Raw genomic sequence first — 21477 nt, 5'->3', positions numbered from 1 at the left:
TTTAGCGCGAACGTCGTCCTGTACGAAAGACGGACGTGTCTTCGTAAAACTCGGGCGATTCGTTCTCGGCGCACCAGCCTGGAATCCCCAGTACGGGCAGCGGCGCAAACATGCGGCTCGTCAATGCCTCGGTGTTCCGGAGTGCCGTGCTGACAGACTCGTCGAGCCAAGCGTCGCGCGCTGCGGCGTCCCATCCGAAGTACTCGGACGGCACGTCGACGATCCACGCGTGGCCCGTGCAGGCCTTGAACGGCGCGATCAGCTTTTCCAGCAACGCATGACCGAAACAGCGCACTTCGCAGCGTGCGCCCCAGACATCACGGTGCGCAACCATGAGCGTCTGCCAGTCGAACCCGCGCAATGCCTCGCTCAACGCGGGGTCGGCGCAGGCGAACAGCAGTGCGTTTTCGTCGAATAAGGTCAGCGTGTCGCGCACGCCGCCGCGGGTCGGACCGACGCCTAACACGTCGATCGCCGCCGACTGCCGCGCGTTCAGCGCCGCCTTGATCCGCGGAAACGCAAACCACATCGACCCGTTGAAGAAGTCATGCAGGTTGTGACGCGTCGGCACGCAGCCCGTCGACGCGATGTGCGCCTCGTAAGCCGCGCCCGGCGGCAGATCGTCCTGCGCAATGAACGCGAGACGCTGACCGCGCCCTGTCACCTGCCGCATCTCGCCGGCATCGGCATTCATTTCCTCGAGCAAGGCCGCGTAGCTCGTCAGCGCGCCCTGCTGCCAGCGCTCGCCGCGCGCCGCGAACTGCGCGAACCACGGTTTCGACCAGTCGATATCGGCGAAACCGAAGCCTACGCGCGCCGCTTCTTGCACCTGCATCTAATGCAACCTCAGACGAGGCGCCAGCCAATCGACTCACCGCCACGCAGCGGCACAACAGGCGTATCGCCGACCGGCAACTCGGCCGGCAGCGTCCATTCTTCGCGACGCAACGTGACTTTCTCTTCGCTGCGCGGCAGACCGTAGAAATCCGCGCCGAAGAAGCTGGCGAAGCCTTCGAGCTTGTCCAGTGCGCCGGCTTTGTCGAACGCTTCCGTGTAGAGCTCGAGCGCATGCAGCGCCGTGTAGCAACCCGCGCAGCCGCACGCGTGCTCCTTCAAACCCTTCGGATGTGGCGCGCTATCCGTGCCGAGGAAGAAGCGCGGATTGCCCGAGGTCGCCGCCTCGACCAGCGCCACGCGATGCGTCTCACGCTTCAACACCGGCAGGCAGTAGTAATGCGGGCGAATGCCGCCCTGGAAGATCGCGTTGCGGTTGTACAGCAGATGGTGCGCGGTGATCGTCGCGCCAAGCAGCCGCGGCGCCACGCCGGCTTCGCGGATGTAGTCGACTGCATCTTTCGTGGTGATGTGCTCGAACACCACCTTCAGCGCCGGAAAGGCGCGGCGCAGCGGTGTCATCACGCGGTCGATGAACACTTTCTCGCGGTCGAACAGGTCGATCGACGAATCCGTCACTTCGCCGTGCACCAGCAGCGGCATGCCGCTTTCCTGCATCACTTCGAGCGTTTTCGCGCACTTCATGATGTCGGTAACGCCTGCGTCCGAATTGGTCGTGGCACCCGCCGGGTAAAGCTTCACGCCGTGCACGAAGCCGCTTTCACGCGCGCGGCGGATTTCGTCGGGCGGCGTGTTGTCGGTCAGGTACAGAGTCATCAGCGGTTCGAACTTCGCCCCAGCCGGGATCGCGGCGACAATGCGCTCGCGGTAGGCCTGCGCCATTGCGGTCGTGGTGACTGGCGGCTTCAGGTTGGGCATGATGATCGCGCGGCCGAACTGGCGCGCGGTATCCGGCAACACGGCAGCGAGCATCTCACCGTCGCGAACGTGCAGGTGCCAGTCGTCCGGGCGGGCGAGCGTAACTGAGTCGATGGAGTCGATGGTGTCGATCGAATCGGGGGAGGCGTTGGAAGCGGTCATGGCGAGAGGGGAACGAGATTCGGCGGCAAAAAAAGCAAATCGGCATGCTCGAAGCGGTACAAATCACAGCAATTCGCAGCGCTAGAGCCTAAACACACGTCAATTTTGCTATTTGGCGCTTCTGGCTCGGTGATATGCTTGGAAAATCATCATTGTAACGGCTTGCCCCGTTCACAGGCTTACCCGCAACATGTGCCAACTTCTCGGAATGAACTGCGCCGCGCCGACGGACGTCACGTTCTCGTTCACCGGCTTTGCGGCGCGCGGCGGCGTCACCGATCACCACGCGGACGGCTGGGGCATCGCCTTCTTCGAAGACAAAGCCTGCCGCCTGTTCATCGACCATCAATCGTCGGCTACCTCGCCGATCGCAGAGATGGTCAAGCGCTACCCGATCAAATCGAAGAACACGATCGCGCATATTCGCAAAGCGACGCAAGGGCACATCCTGCTAGAAAACTGCCATCCGTTCATGCGCGAACTGTGGGGGCGCCACTGGATCTTCGCGCATAACGGCGACCTGAAAGATTATTCGCCGGCGCTCAACGGCGTCTATCAACCCGTCGGCACAACCGATAGCGAGCTCGCCTTCTGCGCGTTGCTGCAAGGTTTGCGCAAGGCTTTTCCGGGCTGCCAACCGCCGCTGGAAGAACTGTTCGCGGCGCTCGAAACGCTCACGCGCGAGATCACGCAATTTGGCGTGTTCAATTTCCTGATGTCGAACGGCCAGGCGCTGTTCGCGCATTGCTCGACGCATCTGCACTACATCGTGCGGCGCTGGCCGTTCTCGACTGCGCATCTGGTCGATGCCGACGTGTCGATCGATTTCGCCAAATACACGACTCCGGAAGACCGCGTCGCCGTGATCGCGACCAAGCCGCTCACCGATAACGAAGTGTGGACCGCCTTCAAACCGGGCGATCTACTGATGTTCCAGCACGGTGAAGTGATCGGCCGGGTCAATGTGCCGGTGCCCGCTTCGGTGCTGGAGAAGCTGCACAATCCGGCGTTGGACGCATCGGCTTCGGCGACTACGATTGCGGCTTCGGTTGAGGCGGTTGCCACGGCTGAGGTCGACCTTGAAGCCGCGGACGACACGGCTGCTTTCGAATCCTGATACGAAAAAGCCGCCCGGTTCGCGCCGGGCGGCTTTTTTTCTGCCCGGGCCACGCCAACCAACCAGCGCGGCCCAAGAACACGTTCAGTGCAGGATCTTCGCCAGAAAATCCTTCGCACGATCCGACTTCGGATTCGCGAAGAAGTCTTCCTTCTTGTCGTCTTCCACGATCAAGCCCTTGTCCATGAAGATCACGCGGTGCGCGACCTTCTTCGCAAAGCCCATTTCGTGCGTGACGCACATCATCGTCATGCCTTCTTGCGCGAGCTCGACCATCACGTCGAGCACTTCGTTGATCATTTCCGGGTCGAGCGCGGAAGTCGGTTCGTCGAACAGCATGGCGATCGGGTCCATCGACAACGCGCGCGCAATCGCCACACGCTGCTGCTGACCGCCCGACAGTTGCCCCGGAAACTTGTCCGCATGCGCACGCAGGCCGACGCGATCGAGCAGCTTGTAGCCCTTGGTAGTGGCTTCGTCCTTCGAGCGGCCGAGCACCTTGACCTGTGCGAGCGTCAGGTTCTGCACGATCGACAGATGCGGGAACAGCTCGAAGTGCTGGAACACCATGCCGACCTTTGCACGCAGCTTCGACAGATTGGTTTTCTTGTCGGTCAGCGATTGGCCGTTGATGACGATCTCGCCCTTCTGGAACGGCTCGAGGCCGTTGACGGTTTTGATCAGCGTGGACTTGCCCGAGCCCGACGGCCCGCACACCACCACCACTTCACCTTTTTTGACTTCCGTCGTGCAGTCGGTCAGCACTTGAAACTGGCCGTACCACTTCGAAACATTCTTGATAGAGATCATCTTGCGACCTTTTTCTGAAGACCTTTGACGAGGCTCGACGCGATCACGCAGATCACGAAATAACACGCGCCCGCGAACAGTACCATTTCGACATTCGTGCCGTCACGGTCGCCAATATTCGTGGCGGTGCGGAAGAAGTCGGCGAGGCTGATCACGTAGACGAGCGACGTATCCTGAAACAGCACGATACCTTGGGTGAGCAGCAGCGGCACCATCGCGCGGAACGCCTGCGGCAGCACGATGAGGCGCATCGCCTGCGGGTAGCTCATGCCGAGCGCAAACGCGGCATTGACCTGCCCGCGCGGCACCGCCTGAATGCCGGCGCGGATGATCTCCGAATAGTACGCCGCCTCGAAGAGCGAGAAAGCGACCATCGCCGAAGCCAGACGAATGTCGATATCCGGCGACAAACCCAGCACGTTCTGCAGCACCTGCGGCACGATCAGGAAGAACCACAGCAGCACCATCACCAGCGGGATCGAACGGAACACCGTCACGTAGGCCTTGGCGAACCATTCGAACGGCTTGATCGGCGACAGCCGCATGATCGCGAGAAGAGTGCCCCAGACAATGCCGATCACAATCGCAATCAGCGTGATCTTGATGGTGACGATAGCGCCGATCCACAGAGTAGGCAGTGCGCCCGGAATACCGCTCCAGTCGAAATGATGCATCACTTACCTCCGATATAGCCGGGCAACCGGGTCTTGGCTTCGACCCAGCGCATCAGTTGCATCACGACCAGATTGATCAGCACATAGGCTAGCGTGACCGCGATGAACGACTCATACGTCTGCGACGTGTAGTCGACCAGTTGGCGCGCCTGGGCTGACAGATCCAGCAGACCGATGGTCGACGCAACCGCCGAGTTCTTGAAGATGTTCAGAAACTCGGACGTGAGCGGCGGCACGATGATCCGGTACGCAACCGGCAACAGCACGTAGCGATACGTCTGCCATTGCGTAAAACCCATTGCCAGACCCGCGGCGCGCTGACCGCGCGGCAATGCGTTGATACCCGAGCGCACCTGCTCGCACACGCGCGCGGCGGTAAAGAGCCCGAGGCACAAAATAGACGATGAGAAGAACTGCGCGCTCGGCGGCAGTTGCTTGTACCAGTTCCCCATCGACACGGGCAGCAACTCCGGTATCACCAGATACCAGATAAAGAACTGCACGATCAGCGGGATGTTGCGGAAGATCGCGACATAGAGCGTGCCGATACCCGACGCCCATTTGTTCGGCACCGTGCGCAGCACACCGAACAACGAACCGACGATCAGCGCGATCACCCATGCCGACAGCGACACGGTAATCGTCACCCAGAAGCCGGACAGCAGCCAGCCCAGATAGGTGGTCGGCTCGCCGGTGGAGACCGGACTCAGCAGAATGCCCCAGTTCCAGTGATATGACATGACCAAGACTCCAGCAAAAAGAAACGGAAGAAGCGCGTGGCCCCTTCCGTTTCGTTCAGCGTTTCAAAAAAACAGCTAAGGTTTAATCGATTGCCTTGTCATTCGGGCTCTTGTAGAGCGCCTTGATGTCATCGCTTTCCGGGAAAGCCAGGTTCAGGCCCTTCGGCGGAATCGGCGATTCGAACCACTTCTTGTAGATCTGATCGGCTTCGCCCGAGGTTTCGACCTTCGCGATCGCGTCGTCGACGACCTTCTTGAATTCCGGATCGTTCTTGCGAATCATGCAGCCGTACGCTTCATGCGATTGCGGCGTGCCGACAATCACGAAATCGCCCGGGTTGTTCGACTTGGCGCGTTCGCCTGCCAGCAGCGCGTCGTCCATCATGAACGCGGCAGCACGGCCGGTGGAAAGCGTCAGGAACGACTCGCCGTGGTCTTTCGCGCTGATGATGTTCATGCCCATGCTCTTGTCCTGATTCATCTTGCGAAGCAGGCGCTCAGAGGTGGTGCCGGCGGTCGTGACGACCGTCTTGCCCTTCAGGTCAGCGAAGTCCTTGATGCCGGAGTCTTTCTTGGTCATCAGGCGCGTGCCGATCACGAAGATCGTGTTCGAGAACGCAGCCTGTTGCTGGCGCTCGGTGTTATTCGTGGTGGAGCCGCATTCCATGTCGACGGTGCCGTTTTGCACCAACGGAATACGGTTCTGCGACGTGACCGGGGTGAGCTTGACCTTCAGGTTAGGCATATTCAGCTTTGCCTTGACCGCATCCACCACCTTCAGCGCGAATTCCTGCGAGTAGCCGATGACATTCTGCTTGTCGTCGTAATACGAAAACGGGATCGACGATTCGCGGTGACCCAGCGAAATGACGCCCGTGTCCTTGATCTTTTTCAGCGTACCAGCGTCTTGCGCATGCGCGCCAACCGTAAACAGTCCGAGAGTCGCGAGCAGCAGCGCAGCTTTTTTAACCTTCATTTGTGATCTCCTTGGCAAGAACCGGCGCCAGTTTAGCAAAGTAATTATTCTGAAAGTATGGCTATAAACCATGTTTGTTGCGCACGCGCGCCGCGGCGGGATTACAGCAGCTTAACCCGTCAATTCAAACGCGGCGGACACGCAAAGGCGGGCGGCATCGATAGGATGCCGCCCGCCGGGTGAAACACGCGGTCTTGTGGACCACGTCAAAGCAAGGATTCGCAGCGGCCCGCGAGGTGGCGGGCCGCCGTGTCATGCCAACCGATCAGGGATACAGGCCGCGCAATTCGCGCGCTTCCAGTATCCGCTTACACGCGACGATAAACGCCGCGGTCCGCACGGAGACCTTCTGTTCGCTCGACACTTGCCACACTGCGGCAAATGCTTCACGCATTACGCGCTCGAGACGCTGGTTGATCTCGTCTTCCGTCCAGAAGAAGCTCGAGAAGTCCTGCACCCACTCGAAGTACGACACCGTCACGCCGCCGGCGTTGGCCACGACGTCCGGAATCACGAGAATGCCACGGTCGTGCAAAATGTCGTCCGCTGCCGTGGTGGTCGGGCCGTTGGCGCCTTCCACGACGATCTTCGTCTTGATCTTGCCGGCGTTCTTTTCGGTGATCTGGTTTTCCAGCGCGGCCGGAATCAGGATGTCCGATTCGACCGTCCAGAATTCTTCGTTCGTGACTGCATCGGCTTCCGGGAAACCGCCCACGCCGCCGTTCTTCGCCACGTAATCCGCCAGCGCAACAGCATCGATACCAGTCGACTTGTACAGCGAGCCGGTGTGATCCTGCACTGCGACCAGCTTCGAGCCCGCTTCCTGGAACAGACGTGCGGCGATACCGCCCACGTTGCCGAAACCTTGAACGGCAATCCGTGCGCCTTCGATATCCACACCGATACGGCGTGCAGCTTCGGAAGCCACCACGAACACGCCACGGCCCGTCGCTTCACGGCGGCCCAGCGAACCACCCAGCGCGATCGGCTTGCCCGTCACGACGCCCGTAGCCGTTTGGCCCTGGTTCATCGAGTACGTGTCCATCATCCACGCCATAATCTGCTCGTTCGTGTTCACGTCCGGCGCGGGGATGTCGGTATTCGGTCCGATGATGATGCCGATTTCACTTGTGTAGCGGCGCGTCACGCGCTCCAACTCGCCACGCGACAGCGTACGCGGATCGACACGGATACCACCCTTCGCACCGCCGTACGGCACGTTCACAGCAGCATTCTTCACCGACATCCACGCCGACAGCGCCATCACTTCCGAAAGCGTCACGTCCTGGTGATAACGCACGCCGCCCTTACCCGGACCGCGCGACACGTTGTGCTGCACGCGATAGCCTTCGAAGTGCGCGACCGTGCCGTTATCGAGTTCGATAGGCACATCGACGATCAGAATGCGCTTCGGGCGCTTCAGGGTTTCGAGCCAGCGGGACAGCGAGCCGAGGTACGGCGCGACGCGGTCGACCTGACGCAGGTAGTTGCCCCACGGGCCGAGGTCGTCTTTATTCAGGTAGGAAGGAACAGACTGCAACGTTGACGCGGATTGTGCTGCTTGTTGCTGGGATGACATGAACGCTCCGGCGTTGATCGAGTGACAGCATTGTCGAAAAACGCCGTTTTGAAATCCAATGCCGTTTCATTATCCGATTATGTTTTTTTTGCATAACCGTTAAGAAGCTGCAAATTCGCGTCGTGGGGACGCAGGTTTTCAGGCAGCGCCTGCGCCTTGCGCCAACTCCTCCGATACCACGTCCCACAACTGCCGCACGAGTATCTGCCGCGCGTCGTCGCCTTTCGCGGCCAGCTTGTCGCGATAGAGGCGAATCTCCATGGTCAGCGTGAGCTGCCCCTCGGGTGTGCCACGCGTTGCGCGATCGAGGCGGATCAGCTTGCCGTCCGCAATCGCGTCTTCCACCGCGCTGTGCGGCAGGAAGGCGATGCCGTGGCCGGCCAGCGCCATCGCCTTGAGCCCCTCGGCCATGTCGGTTTCGTACAACCGGTCGAGATACAGACGCTCCGGCGCGTTGGCGAGGATCACCTCGGTCATGCGGCCCAGGTACGCGTTCGGTGTGTAGGACAGATAGGGCGTAGGCGCCTCCGGGGTGCCCGGCAACGTGTGCCGGGGGCGTCCGGCGCGGCCCGGCGCCGAGAACGGGCTGATCGGCTCGTTGCCGAGCACGAGCATGTCGTAGCGCGCCGGATCGAGCGCGATTGGATGGCTCGGATGGTGATAGGCCATCATCAGATCGCAGCCGCCTTCCACCAGCGCCAGAGCCGCATCGTGCACGTTCAACGCCCGCAGCCGGGTATGGATCGGACCCATTTGCGCTTCGATGCGCTGCAGCCAGCGCGGGAAGTACGTGAGCGACAGCGTGTGCGGTACCGCGAACTCGATGGTGGCCTGCGGCGTCGCCGTGTGCCCGCGCAGCAGGGCACGCGCCTCGTGGAACTGCGACAGCATCGCGAGCGCCTGCTCGTAGAACACCTGGCCTGCTGCCGTCAGCCGCGTCGGGTAAACCGAACGATCGATCAGTTCCGTGCCCAGCCACGCTTCCAGCGCCTGAATCCGCCGCGAAAACGCTGGCTGCGTGACGTGACGAGATTCGGCCGAGCGGCTGAAACTACGCGTTTCCGCCAGCGAAACGAAGTCTTCGAGCCATTTCAGTTCCATGCGAGGCCTGCTTCCAGCGGGAGGGAGGAAGTCAGCATTCTAGCGGCGCGGCTCGCGCGCAGGTTCCGCCGGGACCACATCCGGGTAACGGCAGACGGACGCCGCCATGGCGTGCCGGCCCGGTTCACAAGGCGATCGCCCCAACTTCGGCCAGCACGCCGCACAGTGGTAAAATTCGCGGTTCCCTCCGTTCCCGATCCGCCTTCTGAGCGCTCACGCCCCCAACATGTCCGACACCCGCCCCGACACCCTGTTCGCGCTGAACGCGCTCTCCCCGCTCGACGGCCGTTACGCCTCGAAGACCGAAGCCCTGCGCGACTGGCTTTCGGAAGCCGCTTTCATGCGCAATCGCGTGACGGTTGAAATTCACTGGCTGATCGCGCTCTCGCACGCCGGTTTCGCCGAAGTGCCGCGCTTTTCCGAAGCCGCCGAACAATTCCTGCTGCAACTGGCCGAGCGCTTCACCGCGCACGACGCCGCGCGCATCAAGGATATCGAACGTGTGACGAATCACGACGTGAAAGCGGTCGAGTACTGGCTGAAGGAATCGGTCAAGGGTCAGGAAGAACTGGAACGCGCGAGCGAGTTCATTCACTTCGCGTGCACCTCAGAAGACATCAACAACACCTCGCACGGCCTGATGCTCGCCGGCGCACGTGAACACGTGATTCTGCCGGCACTGCGCTCGGTGCATCAGCGCCTCGTTGCGCTGGCTCACGCGCAAGCCGAACAGCCGATGCTGTCGCGCACGCACGGCCAGCCGGCCAGCCCGACCACGCTCGGCAAGGAAATCGCCAACGTCGCCGCACGTCTGGAACGCGCGATCGATCGTATCGCCAAGGTCGAACTGCTGGGCAAGATGAACGGCGCGGTCGGCAACTTCAATGCGCACCTGTCCGCATATCCGGAATTCGACTGGGAAGCGTTCTCGCGCGAAGTCGTCGAACAGCGCCTGAAGCTCACGTTCAATCCGTACACGATCCAGATCGAACCGCACGACTACATGGCCGAACTGTTCGACGCCGTATCGCGCGCCAACACGATCCTGCTGGATCTGGACCGCGACGTGTGGGGCTACATCTCGGTCGGTTACTTCAAGCAACGCACGAAGGCCGGCGAAATCGGCTCGTCGACGATGCCGCACAAGGTCAATCCGATCGACTTCGAGAACTCGGAAGGCAATCTGGGTCTCGCCAACGCCACCCTGCGCCACCTCGCCGACAAGCTGCCGATTTCGCGCTGGCAGCGCGACCTGACCGACTCGACGGTGCTGCGCAATATGGGCGTTGCGTTCGGCTACTCGCTGCTCGCGTACGACTCGCTGATCCGCGGTCTGGACAAGCTCGAAGTGAATGCACAGCGTCTGAACGAAGACCTCGACAACTGCTGGGAAGTGCTGGCCGAGCCGGTGCAAACGGTGATGCGCCGTTACGGCATCGAGAACCCGTACGAGCAGTTGAAGGAACTGACGCGCGGCAAGGGCATCACGCGTGAAGCGCTGCAAACGTTCGTGACCGGTCTCGCGATTCCGCAAGATGCGAAGGATCGTTTGCTCGCGATGACGCCGGGTTCGTATATCGGCAAGGCAGTCGAACTGGCGAAGCGGATCGCTTAAGGCCGAGTCATTACCTCGCAGCTTCGACCATAAAAAAGGCGCTCACAAACGTGAGCGCCTTTTTTTCATCCTGCAACGTCAGTGAGCCTAAAGCCTCAGCGCGAGGTCATCTGCTTCAACACCTCTTCGACGATCTCTTCCGGCGACAACTCGATGCTCACTGTGATCGCCTCATCCGGGCCCGGTTCTTCGAGCGTATCGAGCTGGCTTTGCAACAGCGACGGATCGAAGAAGTGACCGGTGCGCGTGGTCAACCGCCCGCGCAGCACCTCGAACGAACCCTTCAGATAGACGAAGCACACGTCCTTATCACCGCTGCTACCGCCGCGCAGAACATCGCGGTACGAGCGCTTCAGCGACGAACACGTGAACACCGCCTTCTCGCCCGCCCTCTGCTTTTCCTCGATCGCCGCACGGATGGTTTGCAACCACGGCCAACGGTCTTCGTCCGTAAGCGGAATGCCGTGGTGCATCTTCTCCTTGTTGGCGGCGCTGTGAAACGCGTCGCCGTCGGTGAACGCGCAATGCAGGCGTTCCGCCAGCATTTCGCCAATCTTCGTCTTGCCGGCGCCCGACACGCCCATTGCGATCAAAATCATCAAAAACTCCTTACACGACCGTCGCGAGCGCGAAAGTCAAACCCAAGCCCATCAGCGAAATGATGGTTTCGAGGAGCGACCATGTCTTGAAGGTCTGCCCCACCGTCATACCGAAGTATTCCTTGATCAGCCAGAAACCGCCGTCGTTGACGTGCGAGAAAATCAGCGAACCCGAACCGGTGGCGAGCACCAGCAATTCCGGCGTGACCTGCACGCCGCTGGCCGCTGTGATCGGTGCGACGATGCCGCAAGCGGTCGTCATGGCGACCGTCGCCGAACCCGTGGCCAGACGAATCAGCGCGGCCACCAACCAGCCGAACAGCAGCGGCGACAGATGCATGGCCGTCGCGACGGTGACGATTTCCTTCGAAATACCGCTATCCATCAACACGCGCCCAAAACCACCGCCCGCGCCGACGATCAGCGTGATGCCCGCGATCGGCGCGAGACATTCGCCACAGAACTTCTGGATCTGTTCACGACTGAAGCCGCGGCTCGCGCCGAAGGTCCAGAAACTGACCAGCACGGCGATCAACAATGCTACGTCCGAATTGCCCACGAAGTGCAGCAGATCGTTCGGCAAGGTCTTCGGCGTGGAGACGAGGTCGGCCCAGCTACCGATCAGCATCAGAATCACCGGCAAGAGGATCGTGAACAACGTGACACCGAAGCTCGGCAATTCGCGCTTCGGCGCCGCGCTCTTCGCGTTATTTTGCGCGTCGTCACCATGGCCGAGGAATTGCGCGGCGAGCGGATTGTTCTCCGGCAGCTTGATGTAACGGCTGATCAGCAGCGCGAACAGCGGGCCGGCGACGATCGCCGTCGGCACGCCCACGATCAGACCGTACGCAATCGTCTTGCCGATGTCGGCGTGATACGCCTGCACCGCGAGCATCGCGGCCGGGTGCGGCGGAATCAGACCGTGCACGACGGACAGACCCGCGACCATCGGCAAGCCGACCAGCAGCAACGACTTGTTGGTACGTTTGGCGACGTTGAACGCGATCGGAATCAGCAGCACGAAACCGACTTCGAAAAACACCGGCAAGCCGACGATGATCGCTACGACCATCATCGCCCAGTGAATGTTCTTCTCACCGAACCATTCGATCAGCGTGGTGGCAACGCGCTCCGCGCCGCCCGATTCGGCCATCATCTTGCCGAGCATGGTGCCGAGGCCGACCACGACCGCGATGTGGCCGAGCGTATTGCCGTTGCCGGTTTCGAACGATTTGACGATCGTGCCGATCGGCATGCCGGATACAAGACCCAGCAGCAGCGAAACGATGATCAGGACGAGGAACGGGTAAACCTTGTAGCGGGTGATCAGCAGGATCAGAAGTGCGATGGCGATCACCGCGAAGACCAGCAGCGTGCTGCCGTGGACAGCTTCCATGAAGCTCCTCCTTTGCGTTATTGATTGTCGGTGCGGAACACGGCTGGCACCTGTCTCACGGCGACCTGAAGCGGTGCCTGAAAACCCGGCAAGCCGCGCGGACGCTGAATTTTACTGTTTGTTGTCTCTAAAAGCGCGCGAATCCGGCGCGCATATCGCAAAGGAGCCTCGGCGCGACAGCCTGACAGGCTGTTTCGACGAGGCTCCTTTGTGTAGGGCCTGGTTACCGGACTAAAGTACGCGCCGTTTCAACTCAATGTGCAGGCGCGGCCAGCTCGCTGGCGGCACGTGCGAGACGCGTGACTTCGTCCCAGTTTTGCGCGGCAAGTGCAGCCTTCGGCGTCAACCACGATCCGCCCACACACACCACATTCGGTTGTGCGAGGAAATTGATGGCGCTTTCGGCCGTGATGCCACCGGTCGGGCAGAATTTCAGCGTCGGGAACGGGCCGTAAAACGCCTGCAGCATCGGGATACCGCCGGCTTGCTGTGCAGGGAAGAACTTGACGATTTCATAGCCGAGTTCGAGCGCCGCGATAATGTCGCTCGGCGTCATGACACCCGGCAGCAGCGGCAAACCCGCGTCCTGGGCCGCCTTGTGCATGTCTTTCGTCAGACCTGGCGACACGCCGAATTGCGCGCCCGCTTTCTTCGCCCGAAAACAATGCTCGGGCTTCGTGATCGTGCCGACCCCGACCACGATGTCTTCGGCCAGTTGGCTCGCGCGTTCGATCGCTCCGAGTCCCGCAGCCGTGCGCAGCGTGATTTCGAGCACCTTCACGCCGCCCGCATGCAGCGCACGCGACACGTTCTCGCCCTGTTCGACCGAGTCGAACGCTAGCACCGGAATCACCGGGCCGAGGCGCACGATATCGCTTACTGTTTTCGCCGTCATAGTCAGACTCCTTGTTTCTGCAGCTCGTGGCTGGCTTGAGTGGTGCTTGTGTGTGCTTTCTTGTGTTCACCGTGCTGCGCGCCGCGTTCGCCCACCATCGGACCGAACACGGAGGCGCCCTGCTCCGCCGGTGCTGCCGCCGCACGGAACACGCCGAACAGTTCACGGCCGAAGCCGACTTCGTTTTCCGCCTGATGCTGCGGCAACGCTTCCGGCCGCGCGGCCCATTCGGCTGCATCGATTTCAATGTCGAGCACGCCTGCGTCTGCATCGATCACCAGCATGTCGCCCGTGCGGACTTTGCCGATCGGGCCTTGCAGCAAGGCCTCCGGCGACAGGTGAATCACCGCCGGCACTTTGCCCGACGCGCCGGACATGCGACCGTCGGTGACCAGTGCAACGTGGAAACCTTGATCCTGCAACACACCGAGCAACGGCGTCAAACGGTGCAGTTCGGGCATGCCGTTTGCACGCGCGCCCTGGAAGCGCACCACGGCGATGAAATCACGCTTGAGTTCGCCGTTGTCGAACGCGGCCTGCACGGCTTCCTGTGAATCGAACACGATGGCCGGCGCCTTCACCTTGCGATGTTGCGCTGCGACTGCCGAAATCTTGATCACGCCGCGGCCGAGTTTGCCGTGCATCAGGCGCAAGCCGCCGTCCGGCTGGAACGGTTCATTGATGCCGCGCAGCACCGCCGTGTCTTCGCTCTTTTCCGTGCCCGGCACCCATTGCAGCTTGCCGTCGAGCAGCTTCGGTTCTTCAGTGTAGTGATGGAGACCCTTGCCCGCGACGGTGTTCACGTCTTCGTGCAGCAAGCCGCCTTCCAGCAGATTGCGGACGAGGAACGCGACGCCGCCCGCAGCGTGGAAGTGGTTCACATCGGCCTTTCCGTTCGGGTAAATCTTGGCGAGCAGCGGCACGGCTTGCGACAGCGTGTCGAAGTCGTCCCAATCGATCACGATGCCCGACGCGCGCGCGATCGCGACGAGGTGCAGCGTGTGATTGGTTGAACCGCCCGTCGCCAGCAGCGCGACGATGCCGTTGACGATCGCTTTTTCGTCGACCACGTGGCCGATCGGCATGTAGTTGCCGCGATCCACCGTCAAGTCGAGCACGCGGCGCGCGGCTTGCGCGGTCAATGCGTCGCGCAGCGGCGTATGCGGGTGCACAAACGCCGAACTCGGCAGATGCAGGCCCATCACTTCCATCAGCATCTGGTTGCTGTTTGCCGTGCCGTAGAACGTGCAGGTGCCGTGGCTGTGATACGCGGCGGCTTCTGCTTCGAGCAGCGCGTCGCGGCCGCACTGGCCAGTGGCGAAAAGCTGACGCGTCTTGGCTTTGTCGTCGTTTGACAGGCCGCTGCCCATCGGGCCGGCCGGCACGAAAATCGTCGGCAGATGGCCGAATTGCAGCGCGCCGATCAGCAGGCCCGGCACGATCTTGTCGCAGATGCCGAGGCACAGCGCCGCGTCGAACATGTTGTGCGTGAGGGCGACTGCGGTGCTCATCGCAATGACTTCGCGCGAGAACAGCGACAGTTCCATACCCGCATTGCCTTGCGTGACGCCGTCGCACATGGCCGGCACGCCGCCCGCGAATTGCGCGACGCCGCCGTTTTCACGCGCGGCTTCCTTGATGATGTCCGGGTAGTTTTTGTACGGCGCGTGCGCGGACAGCATCTCGTTGTACGAGGACACGATGCCGATGTTCGGCTGGCGAATCTGCTTGATGACGAGCTTGTCGTGGCCTTCAAGACCAGCAAAGCCGTGAGCCAGATTGGCGCACGAGAGCGCGCCGCGTGCAGGGAATTTGCCCTGGGCGTGCTCGATACGGGCCAGATACGCCTCGCGAGTGGGCTTGCTGCGCTCGACCACGCGTTGCGTGACCTTCAACAATTGCGAATGCGGGGAAACCATCGGAGCTCCTTCGTCGCTGGCGTGAGGCGTAGGCGCACTATGCCAGGCAGGTATCGCGGGGATGTCGAAACAGTCGACGTCGCAATGTTAGTAGAAAAACTACACGATCGCAATCACGACTCCTGTTGCACCGCGACATTATTGAATAGCCTGAACGCCTTATTGGCTTTACCTTGGCCACGTATAGGGCAAAACCTAGGGAATATACCTACTGCCCGATATGTAGTTTTTGTACCTTTTCCTGCAATCAGATATAGTCCACGCATTCTTCAGCATAGTGCGAGTTTTCCGATGATGCTGTCCCAGGTGGAAGAGATGCGCGACCAGTTGCGTCCGTCCGAACGCAAGCTGGCCGACTACGTGATCGAAGCGCCGCGCGAGGTGCTCGATCTCTCAATGACCGAGGTGGCCGCGCGCGCCGGTGTCAGCCAGCCGACCATCGCGCGGTTTTGTCACGCGCTAGGGTTTTCGGGCTTTCGCGAGTTCAAGATCCGGCTGGCGCAAGGCATCGCCGCGGAAGTGCCCGTCGTCTATCGCGACGTGCGGCCGGACGAGCCGACGCCGGGTGTCGCCGCGAAGGTACTCGACCGGACCATTGGTGCGCTGATCCAGGTGCGCAACAATCTGTCATCGGACAGCGTGGCCGCGGCGATCGCGCTGCTGGCGCAGGCGCGGCGCATCGAGTTTTACGGCGCGGGAGGCTCGGGCATTGCTGCGCTGGATGTGCAACACAAGTTTTTTCGCTTGGGTATGCCGAGCGTCGCGTATTCGGATCCGCATACGTTTCTGATGTCGGCAACGCTGCTGGGTGAGGGCGATGTGGTCGTGGCGATTTCGAATACCGGACGTACGCGCGATATCGTTGACGCGGCGAAATCGGCGTTGGCAAGCGGCGCGAAGGTAATCGCGATCACACACGGTAATTCGCCGCTCGCGCGGCTCGCGACGGTAGGGCTGTTTGCCAACGTCGATGAAGACACGGATATTTTTTCGCCGATGACCTCGCGCGTGTCGCATCTGGCGATCGGCGACATTCTGGCGGTGGGGGTGGCGTTGAGCCGCGGACCGGAACTGGTTGAGAAGCTGGCGCAGGCGAAGGAAGTGATCAACCGCCGAAGGATCGATCCACGCTCATAACGATAAAAGCAACGAGATCATGGCGATAAGAGTGCGTCCATGCTGGGCGAACAGCAAAAATCCCCGCCAGCCTTCCGGCTACCGGGGATTTCCGTTCAACTACCGTACGCTATCGAAAACCGTCGATCAGAACTCGTAGCCAACCTGAGCGCGCGCGCCCGCATCGCCCGTCGACGTCACGGAGACCGCACCGTTCGCGAGCCAGTGGCCCGTTTGCGAACGATAGGTGACGCCCACCGCTCCTGCCGATGCGCCCTTGTACGTGCCACCACCCGCCGCAACGACCGTCTTGCCGGGACCTGAGGGCGTCATGTTGGGCATGGCCATCGCCGCAGCTACGCCGGCATACGCGTTCTTCGCGATTTTGTCGGTGTAGTTCTTCGCCTGCGTCTTCGCCTCGTTCAACTGGTTCACGTTCACCGCGTCGGTCCCTTGCGTACCATTCGCCACGTTCATGATACGGCGCTCGTTGCCTTGCGAACCCACAGAGAACGTGTTCGCCTGATCGGCCACCGACCCCGCACCGATGGCCACCGAATTATCGCCGCTTGCTTGCGCTCCACCGCCGAACGCGACTGCATTGGTGCCCGACGATGTGGGCGCAGGCAGGCCCGCCGTGTTTACCGACATGGCCGACTTTACCGATTGAGTCAGATCGGCCAGGTTCTGATTGGTACTCGACAACTGGGCGCCGGTCACCGCGTCAGTGCTGGTCGCCGACAATTCGCCGTCCTGCAGATTGCTCAGTTTCACCGCCTGCGCGTTAGCCGAACCGCCCAGCGTCACCCGATCATGTTCCAAGGAGTCGTACTTGACAACCGTGTTGTTCAAGTCCGCGATGTCCGCTGTGTTCTTTTCGATTTCCGTCGTGTTCTTTTCGATGTCCGTCGTATTCTTTGCCACGCGACCGTCGAGGTTCGAGATCGCGTCGCCGACGTTGTTCACGGTCTTGCCATCGACACTATATGTTGGCGCCGAAATCGTGCCGTCTTCAGCGACCTTCGCGCCACCGCCGAGTGCCGCTGCTGTGCTGGCAGCGTTCGCATACAGCTCCGAGCCGTTCACCGCATCCTTACTCGTGCTATTCACGGCACCTGCCCCGACGTTCTGGATAACACCGTCCGAATTGATCGAAACGATCTGCCCATTAGAGCCTGCGCGGAAGTTAACCGTATTCGCCGTGCCGTCGGCGTAAACCACCGACCCGCCCGCCTCGAGCTCCGCAATATCGTGACCTGCGGGAAGATAGGCGTTGTTGGCACAACCGCTGACAACCGCCACCGTTGCTCCTCCTCCGAACGACACCGGGTCTTTTCCACCGCCGCCCGTCGCGCATACCTCGGCCGCAAACGCGCCTCCAGAAAGGAAAGCCGCTGCGGCGCCTGCGCCGACTAGCCTGGAGACGGTTGAAGCTGCACGCGTAGATCCGCCAACTTTGCGCGACTTTTCCCCAGATGGCCGGGTCGACTCGGATACCGCCACTTGGGCGCCCGTTGCCTTATTCGATACGTTTTTACGCGACTTACTCATGAATTTATCCCTCCGGACAGCATATCCGGTTCTGCATTAGAAAATGGCGTGTTGCAGGATTTCCGAACACACCAACCAGTAACGGGGGATCGAAACGTGGTCACCGCTATGGAAATTCATGGACCATTTCGTCATTCCACCCGATCTGACAGCAGAGTAAGATTTGTATGTCAGACTTCAAATCGGAGCATTCTTAAATTGGATTGACTGGAGTAAGAGCGCATAAGAAAAACGTCACTCAATAGTCGGCCCTTCAGAAGAGGCGGATCACAGGACTGTTAAAGGTCTGCCTGGAACGAGGGGGCGAACTCGCGGAAATAAAATGGACCTGATTTTCTTTCTGGGAGTTTGAGTTCGCTGTCACGAGCACCGACGATTTTTCCGTAGCCGGCTGGACGCGATGATTGATCTTCGTCATCCGCTGGCTGTGCTGGCGAGACGGATGCCGTGGGCATCGAAGCGACGCTAGCCCCTTGCCCGCGCGGCGCGCTCCCGAAGGCCGGGTCAGTGAAGGCGTTGATCCGTTCGGCACGACACCGGCGCTAGCGGGCGCGGGCCAGAGCGAGGCAGGACGTCCGCGGCTGATCACCCTGCGAGCGGCGCGCGATGCAAACGCCCTTGGCAGGCACCGATGTGCAGAGGCGCAAAAAAAAACGGGCTCCCCGACAACGAGAGCCCGCCTTCTTACTACCTACCTAGACCGGTTCACGAAAAGCACCCAAACCGCAGCGCTTTTCGCGACCATCACCCAACGCTTACCACTGGTACGACGCACCTGCACCGTAGGTCGTATCCGCCGCGCTGATCCCCGCACCGACCTTGACTTTCAGGTTCGCTGTAATACGCGCCGACGCGCCCAGTGCCACGGCCTGATAGCCCTTGTAGCTGCCGCCGGCAATGCCGACTGCCAGCGTCTTGCCCGGATCAACTTCCGGAATCATCGTCAACGCGGTAGCGGCTGCAACACCGCTATAAGCGTTACGCGCGACCGAGCCCATACCCTGCTGGAACTGACGCATGTTCACGGCGTCCGTCGGGCCCTGGCCGTCAGCGACGTTCGTGATACGGCGCTCATTGCCAGGCGAACCCACCGATACGGTGTTCGCCTGATCAGCCACCGAGCCTGCGCCGAGTGCCACCGAGTTGTCTCCATTTGCCTGAGCGCCACCACCCATCGCGATCGCTCCGCTGCCGGTTGCCGTAGCGGCCGGAGCGCCGGATGTGTCGATCGCCAGCGCGCTGCTGCCGGTCGACTGCTGGTTCTGCACCGTCTGGTTCAGGTTAGCGACTTGCTGGTTGGTGTTCCACAACTGCGCGCCAGTCACCGCGTCTGAACTCGTCGCCGACAGTTCACCGTCCTGCAAATTGGTCAGCTTCACCTTCGGCGCGCTGGCCGAACCGCCCAACGTCACCTGGTTGTGTGCCGCGCTGTCATACGACACCGCGTTCGCCACCGAGCCGGTCATCGTGCCAACACTCTTCTGCAGGCTATCGATGTCAGACGTGTTCTGCGTCACACGGTCGTCGATGTTGGTGATTGCCGCACCCACGTTGTTCACGGTCGTTCCGCCCACGTTGTAGGTCGGCGCGGAAACCGTGCCGTCCGCATTGACGGTCGAACCGCCGCCCAGTGCCGATGCCGTGCTTGCTGCAGTTGCATGCAACTGCGAGCCGTTCACCGCATCGCTGCTCTGCGCACCGATCGCACCGGCCGCCACGCCCGTCACAACACGGTTGCCCGCTGTGCCGGCCATATTGACCCGCAGGCCGTCAGTCGCCGCACCGACAAGGATGTCGCGCGAGGTCTGATTTTGCGTGACCATCCCGATACTGCCGTTGTTAATCTGCGTCTGCAGCGTCGACAGACCGTTATCGAGCGAATCGAGTGCGCCGCCCACCGTGGTCTGCGTAGCGCCCTGCACGTGGTACGTCGGGCCGGTGACCGAACCATCGGCATTGACCTGCGCACCGCCACCGAGCGACGCAACAACCGGGCTCAACTGACCAACGTTGACTGCGGAGTTGCTCGTCGTGCCGGCTGCAACACCGATCAGTTCACGTGCGCCTGCGGTGCCCGCAAAGTTGACGTGCGCGCCGTCCTTGTCGCTCGCAACCATCAGGTCACGCGAGGTCTGGTCCTGTTGCACCAGACCCAGTTCGCCGTTGTTGATCTGGTTGGTGATATTGCTCACCGAGTCTTCAACTTTCGTCACTCGCGAGTCGACATTCGTGATCGCATCGCCGTTCTTCGTGATCGCGTCGCTGTTCGCCGCCACGTCCTGGTTCGTCTTGTACAGCTGCGAGCCATTCACCGCGTCGCTGCTCGAGTCCGACAGCGCGCCCGCTGCCACACCCGTCACCACCCGGTTGCCCGCCGTGCCGGCCATGCTGATCTGCAGACCGTCCGTCGCCGCACCAACCGTCAGGTTGCGCGTAATCTGGTCCTGCTGCACCAGGCCCACTTCACCGCTGTCGAGCTGCTTCGTGATGCCACTCACCGAGCTTGCAACGTTGTCAATCGCGTCAGCGTTCTTCGTGATCGCATCGGCGTTCTGGGTGATTGCATCAGCGTTCTTCGTGATCGCATCAGTGTTCTGGGTAATCGCGTCGCTGTTTTTCTTGATGGCGTCGCTGTTCGCTGCCACGTCCTGGTTCGTCTTGTACAGCTGCGAGCCGTTCACCGCGTCGCTGCTCGCGTCCGACAGCGCGCCTGCTGCCACACCCGTCACCACCCGGTTGCCCGCCTTGCCGGCCATGCTGATCTGCAGACCGTCCGTCGCCGCACCAACCGCCAGGTTGCGCGTGGTCTGGTCCTGCTGCACCAGGCCCACTTCACCGCTGTCGAGCTGCTTCGTGATGTCACTCACCGAGCTTGCAACGTTGTCGATCGCATCGGCGTTCTTCGTGATCGCATCGGTGTTCAGAGCAATCGCATCAGCGTTCTTCGTGATCGCGTCAGTGTTCTGGGTGATCGCGTCGCTGTTCGCCGCCACGTCCTGGTTCGTCTTGTACAGCTGTGAGCCGTTCACCGCGTCGCTGCTCGAGTCCGACAGCGCGCCTGCTGCCACACCCGTCACCACCCGGTTGCCCGCCGTGCCGGCCATGCTGATCTGCAGACCGTCCGTCGCCGCGCCAACCGTCAGGTTGCGCGTGATCTGATCCTGCTGCACCAGGCCCACTTCGCCGCTGTCGAGCTGTTTCGTGATGTCGCTCACCGAGCTTGCAACGTTATCGATCGCATCGGCGTTCTTCGTGATCGCATCGGTGTTCTGGGTGATTGCGTCAGCGTTCTTCGCGATTGCGTCAGTGTTCAGGGCAATCGCATCGGTGTTCTTCGTGATCGCGTCACTGTTCGCCGTCACGTCCTGGTTCGTCTTGTACAGCTGCGAGCCATTCACCGCGTCGCTGCTCGAGTCCGACAGCGCGCCTGCTGCCACGCCCGTCACCACACGGT

General features: G+C 61.3%; 17 protein-coding genes and 1 pseudogene. 4 read left to right on the top strand and 14 right to left on the bottom strand.

Annotated features, from left to right (window positions below):
- Window position 1: 1 nt before the first annotated feature.
- Together P3T25_RS38490 and pyrC are read right to left on the bottom strand one after the other, a co-directional pair.
- Window positions 2-835, bottom strand: coding sequence for a DUF3025 domain-containing protein (locus P3T25_RS38490; RefSeq protein ID WP_429362373.1), 834 nt, complete (start codon window positions 833-835; stop codon window positions 2-4).
- Between the two features lie 11 nt (window positions 836-846).
- A complete protein-coding gene (gene pyrC, locus P3T25_RS38485) occupies window positions 847-1935 on the bottom strand; it encodes a dihydroorotase (protein ID WP_429362372.1) in 1089 nt (362 codons plus the stop codon).
- Between the two features lie 190 nt (window positions 1936-2125).
- Here pyrC and P3T25_RS38480 point away from each other — a divergent pair, with 190 nt between their 5' ends.
- Entirely contained in the window at window positions 2126-3052 is a 927-nt protein-coding gene (locus P3T25_RS38480) for a class II glutamine amidotransferase (protein ID WP_266258662.1), read from the top strand.
- An 84-nt stretch (window positions 3053-3136) separates the two neighbouring features.
- On the opposite strand, the gene P3T25_RS38475 is transcribed toward P3T25_RS38480, so the two are convergent.
- From P3T25_RS38475 to P3T25_RS38450, 6 genes are all read right to left on the bottom strand, one after another.
- On the bottom strand, window positions 3137-3862 hold the full coding sequence (locus P3T25_RS38475) for an amino acid ABC transporter ATP-binding protein (protein ID WP_054034498.1): 726 nt from the start codon (window positions 3860-3862) through the stop codon (window positions 3137-3139).
- Window positions 3859-4536, bottom strand: a complete 678-nt coding sequence (gltK, locus tag P3T25_RS38470) for a glutamate/aspartate ABC transporter permease GltK (protein ID WP_154558082.1) — start codon at window positions 4534-4536, stop codon at window positions 3859-3861. Before gltK ends, P3T25_RS38475 begins: the two co-directional genes overlap by 4 nt.
- Window positions 4536-5276, bottom strand: coding sequence for an amino acid ABC transporter permease (locus tag P3T25_RS38465; RefSeq protein WP_154558083.1), 741 nt, complete (start codon window positions 5274-5276; stop codon window positions 4536-4538). The genes gltK and P3T25_RS38465 overlap by 1 nt, the downstream gene beginning before the upstream one ends.
- An 82-nt stretch (window positions 5277-5358) precedes the next feature.
- Window positions 5359-6252: a glutamate/aspartate ABC transporter substrate-binding protein gene (locus P3T25_RS38460; protein WP_154558084.1), complete on the bottom strand. Its 894-nt coding sequence runs from the start codon at window positions 6250-6252 to the stop codon at window positions 5359-5361.
- A 265-nt stretch (window positions 6253-6517) separates the two neighbouring features.
- Entirely contained in the window at window positions 6518-7831 is a 1314-nt protein-coding gene (locus tag P3T25_RS38455; RefSeq protein WP_054034502.1) for a Glu/Leu/Phe/Val family dehydrogenase, read from the bottom strand.
- Between the two features lie 138 nt (window positions 7832-7969).
- Window positions 7970-8932: a LysR family transcriptional regulator gene (locus tag P3T25_RS38450; protein WP_429362368.1), complete on the bottom strand. Its 963-nt coding sequence runs from the start codon at window positions 8930-8932 to the stop codon at window positions 7970-7972.
- Between the two features lie 226 nt (window positions 8933-9158).
- On the opposite strand from P3T25_RS38450, the gene purB reads away from it, so the two are divergent.
- On the top strand, window positions 9159-10547 hold the full coding sequence (gene purB, locus P3T25_RS38445) for an adenylosuccinate lyase (RefSeq protein WP_054034504.1): 1389 nt from the start codon (window positions 9159-9161) through the stop codon (window positions 10545-10547).
- A gap of 95 nt (window positions 10548-10642) precedes the next feature.
- On the opposite strand, the gene P3T25_RS38440 is transcribed toward purB, so the two are convergent.
- The 4 genes from P3T25_RS38440 to edd form a co-directional block, all read right to left on the bottom strand.
- A complete protein-coding gene (locus tag P3T25_RS38440; RefSeq protein WP_154558086.1) occupies window positions 10643-11146 on the bottom strand; it encodes a gluconokinase in 504 nt (167 codons plus the stop codon).
- 10 nt (window positions 11147-11156) lie between these two features.
- Window positions 11157-12542 carry a GntP family permease gene (locus P3T25_RS38435; RefSeq protein WP_154558087.1) on the bottom strand — a complete coding sequence of 462 codons (1386 nt, stop codon included), beginning with the start codon at window positions 12540-12542 and terminating at the stop codon, window positions 11157-11159.
- A 253-nt stretch (window positions 12543-12795) separates the two neighbouring features.
- The gene (gene eda, locus P3T25_RS38430) at window positions 12796-13437 is read right to left on the bottom strand and encodes a bifunctional 4-hydroxy-2-oxoglutarate aldolase/2-dehydro-3-deoxy-phosphogluconate aldolase (protein ID WP_429362365.1); all 642 of its coding nucleotides are present in this window, start codon (window positions 13435-13437) and stop codon (window positions 12796-12798) included.
- 2 nt (window positions 13438-13439) lie between these two features.
- Complete coding sequence (gene edd, locus P3T25_RS38425; protein WP_429362363.1) at window positions 13440-15356, bottom strand: phosphogluconate dehydratase; 1917 nt, start codon at window positions 15354-15356, stop codon at window positions 13440-13442.
- A 291-nt stretch (window positions 15357-15647) separates the two neighbouring features.
- Between edd and P3T25_RS38420 the strand changes: the two genes are divergently transcribed.
- The gene (locus P3T25_RS38420) at window positions 15648-16493 is read left to right on the top strand and encodes a MurR/RpiR family transcriptional regulator (protein WP_154558089.1); all 846 of its coding nucleotides are present in this window, start codon (window positions 15648-15650) and stop codon (window positions 16491-16493) included.
- A gap of 126 nt (window positions 16494-16619) precedes the next feature.
- On the opposite strand, the gene P3T25_RS38415 is transcribed toward P3T25_RS38420, so the two are convergent.
- Complete coding sequence (locus P3T25_RS38415; RefSeq protein WP_429362360.1) at window positions 16620-18023, bottom strand: YadA family autotransporter adhesin; 1404 nt, start codon at window positions 18021-18023, stop codon at window positions 16620-16622.
- Between the two features lie 400 nt (window positions 18024-18423).
- On the opposite strand from P3T25_RS38415, the pseudogene P3T25_RS38410 reads away from it, so the two are divergent.
- Window positions 18424-18607: pseudogene (locus P3T25_RS38410) on the top strand (IS5/IS1182 family transposase); the annotation flags it as partial.
- A 171-nt stretch (window positions 18608-18778) separates the two neighbouring features.
- On the opposite strand, the gene P3T25_RS38405 reads toward P3T25_RS38410, so the two are convergent.
- On the bottom strand, window positions 18779-21477 hold a 2699-nt coding region (locus P3T25_RS38405; protein ID WP_429362358.1), incomplete at its 5' end, for a YadA-like family protein.

The sequence above is a fragment of the Paraburkholderia sp. GAS32 genome (assembly GCF_050434225.1).
Taxonomy (GTDB): Bacteria; Pseudomonadota; Gammaproteobacteria; order Burkholderiales; family Burkholderiaceae; genus Paraburkholderia; species Paraburkholderia madseniana.
This window is presented reverse-complemented; position numbering and strand designations above follow the sequence as displayed.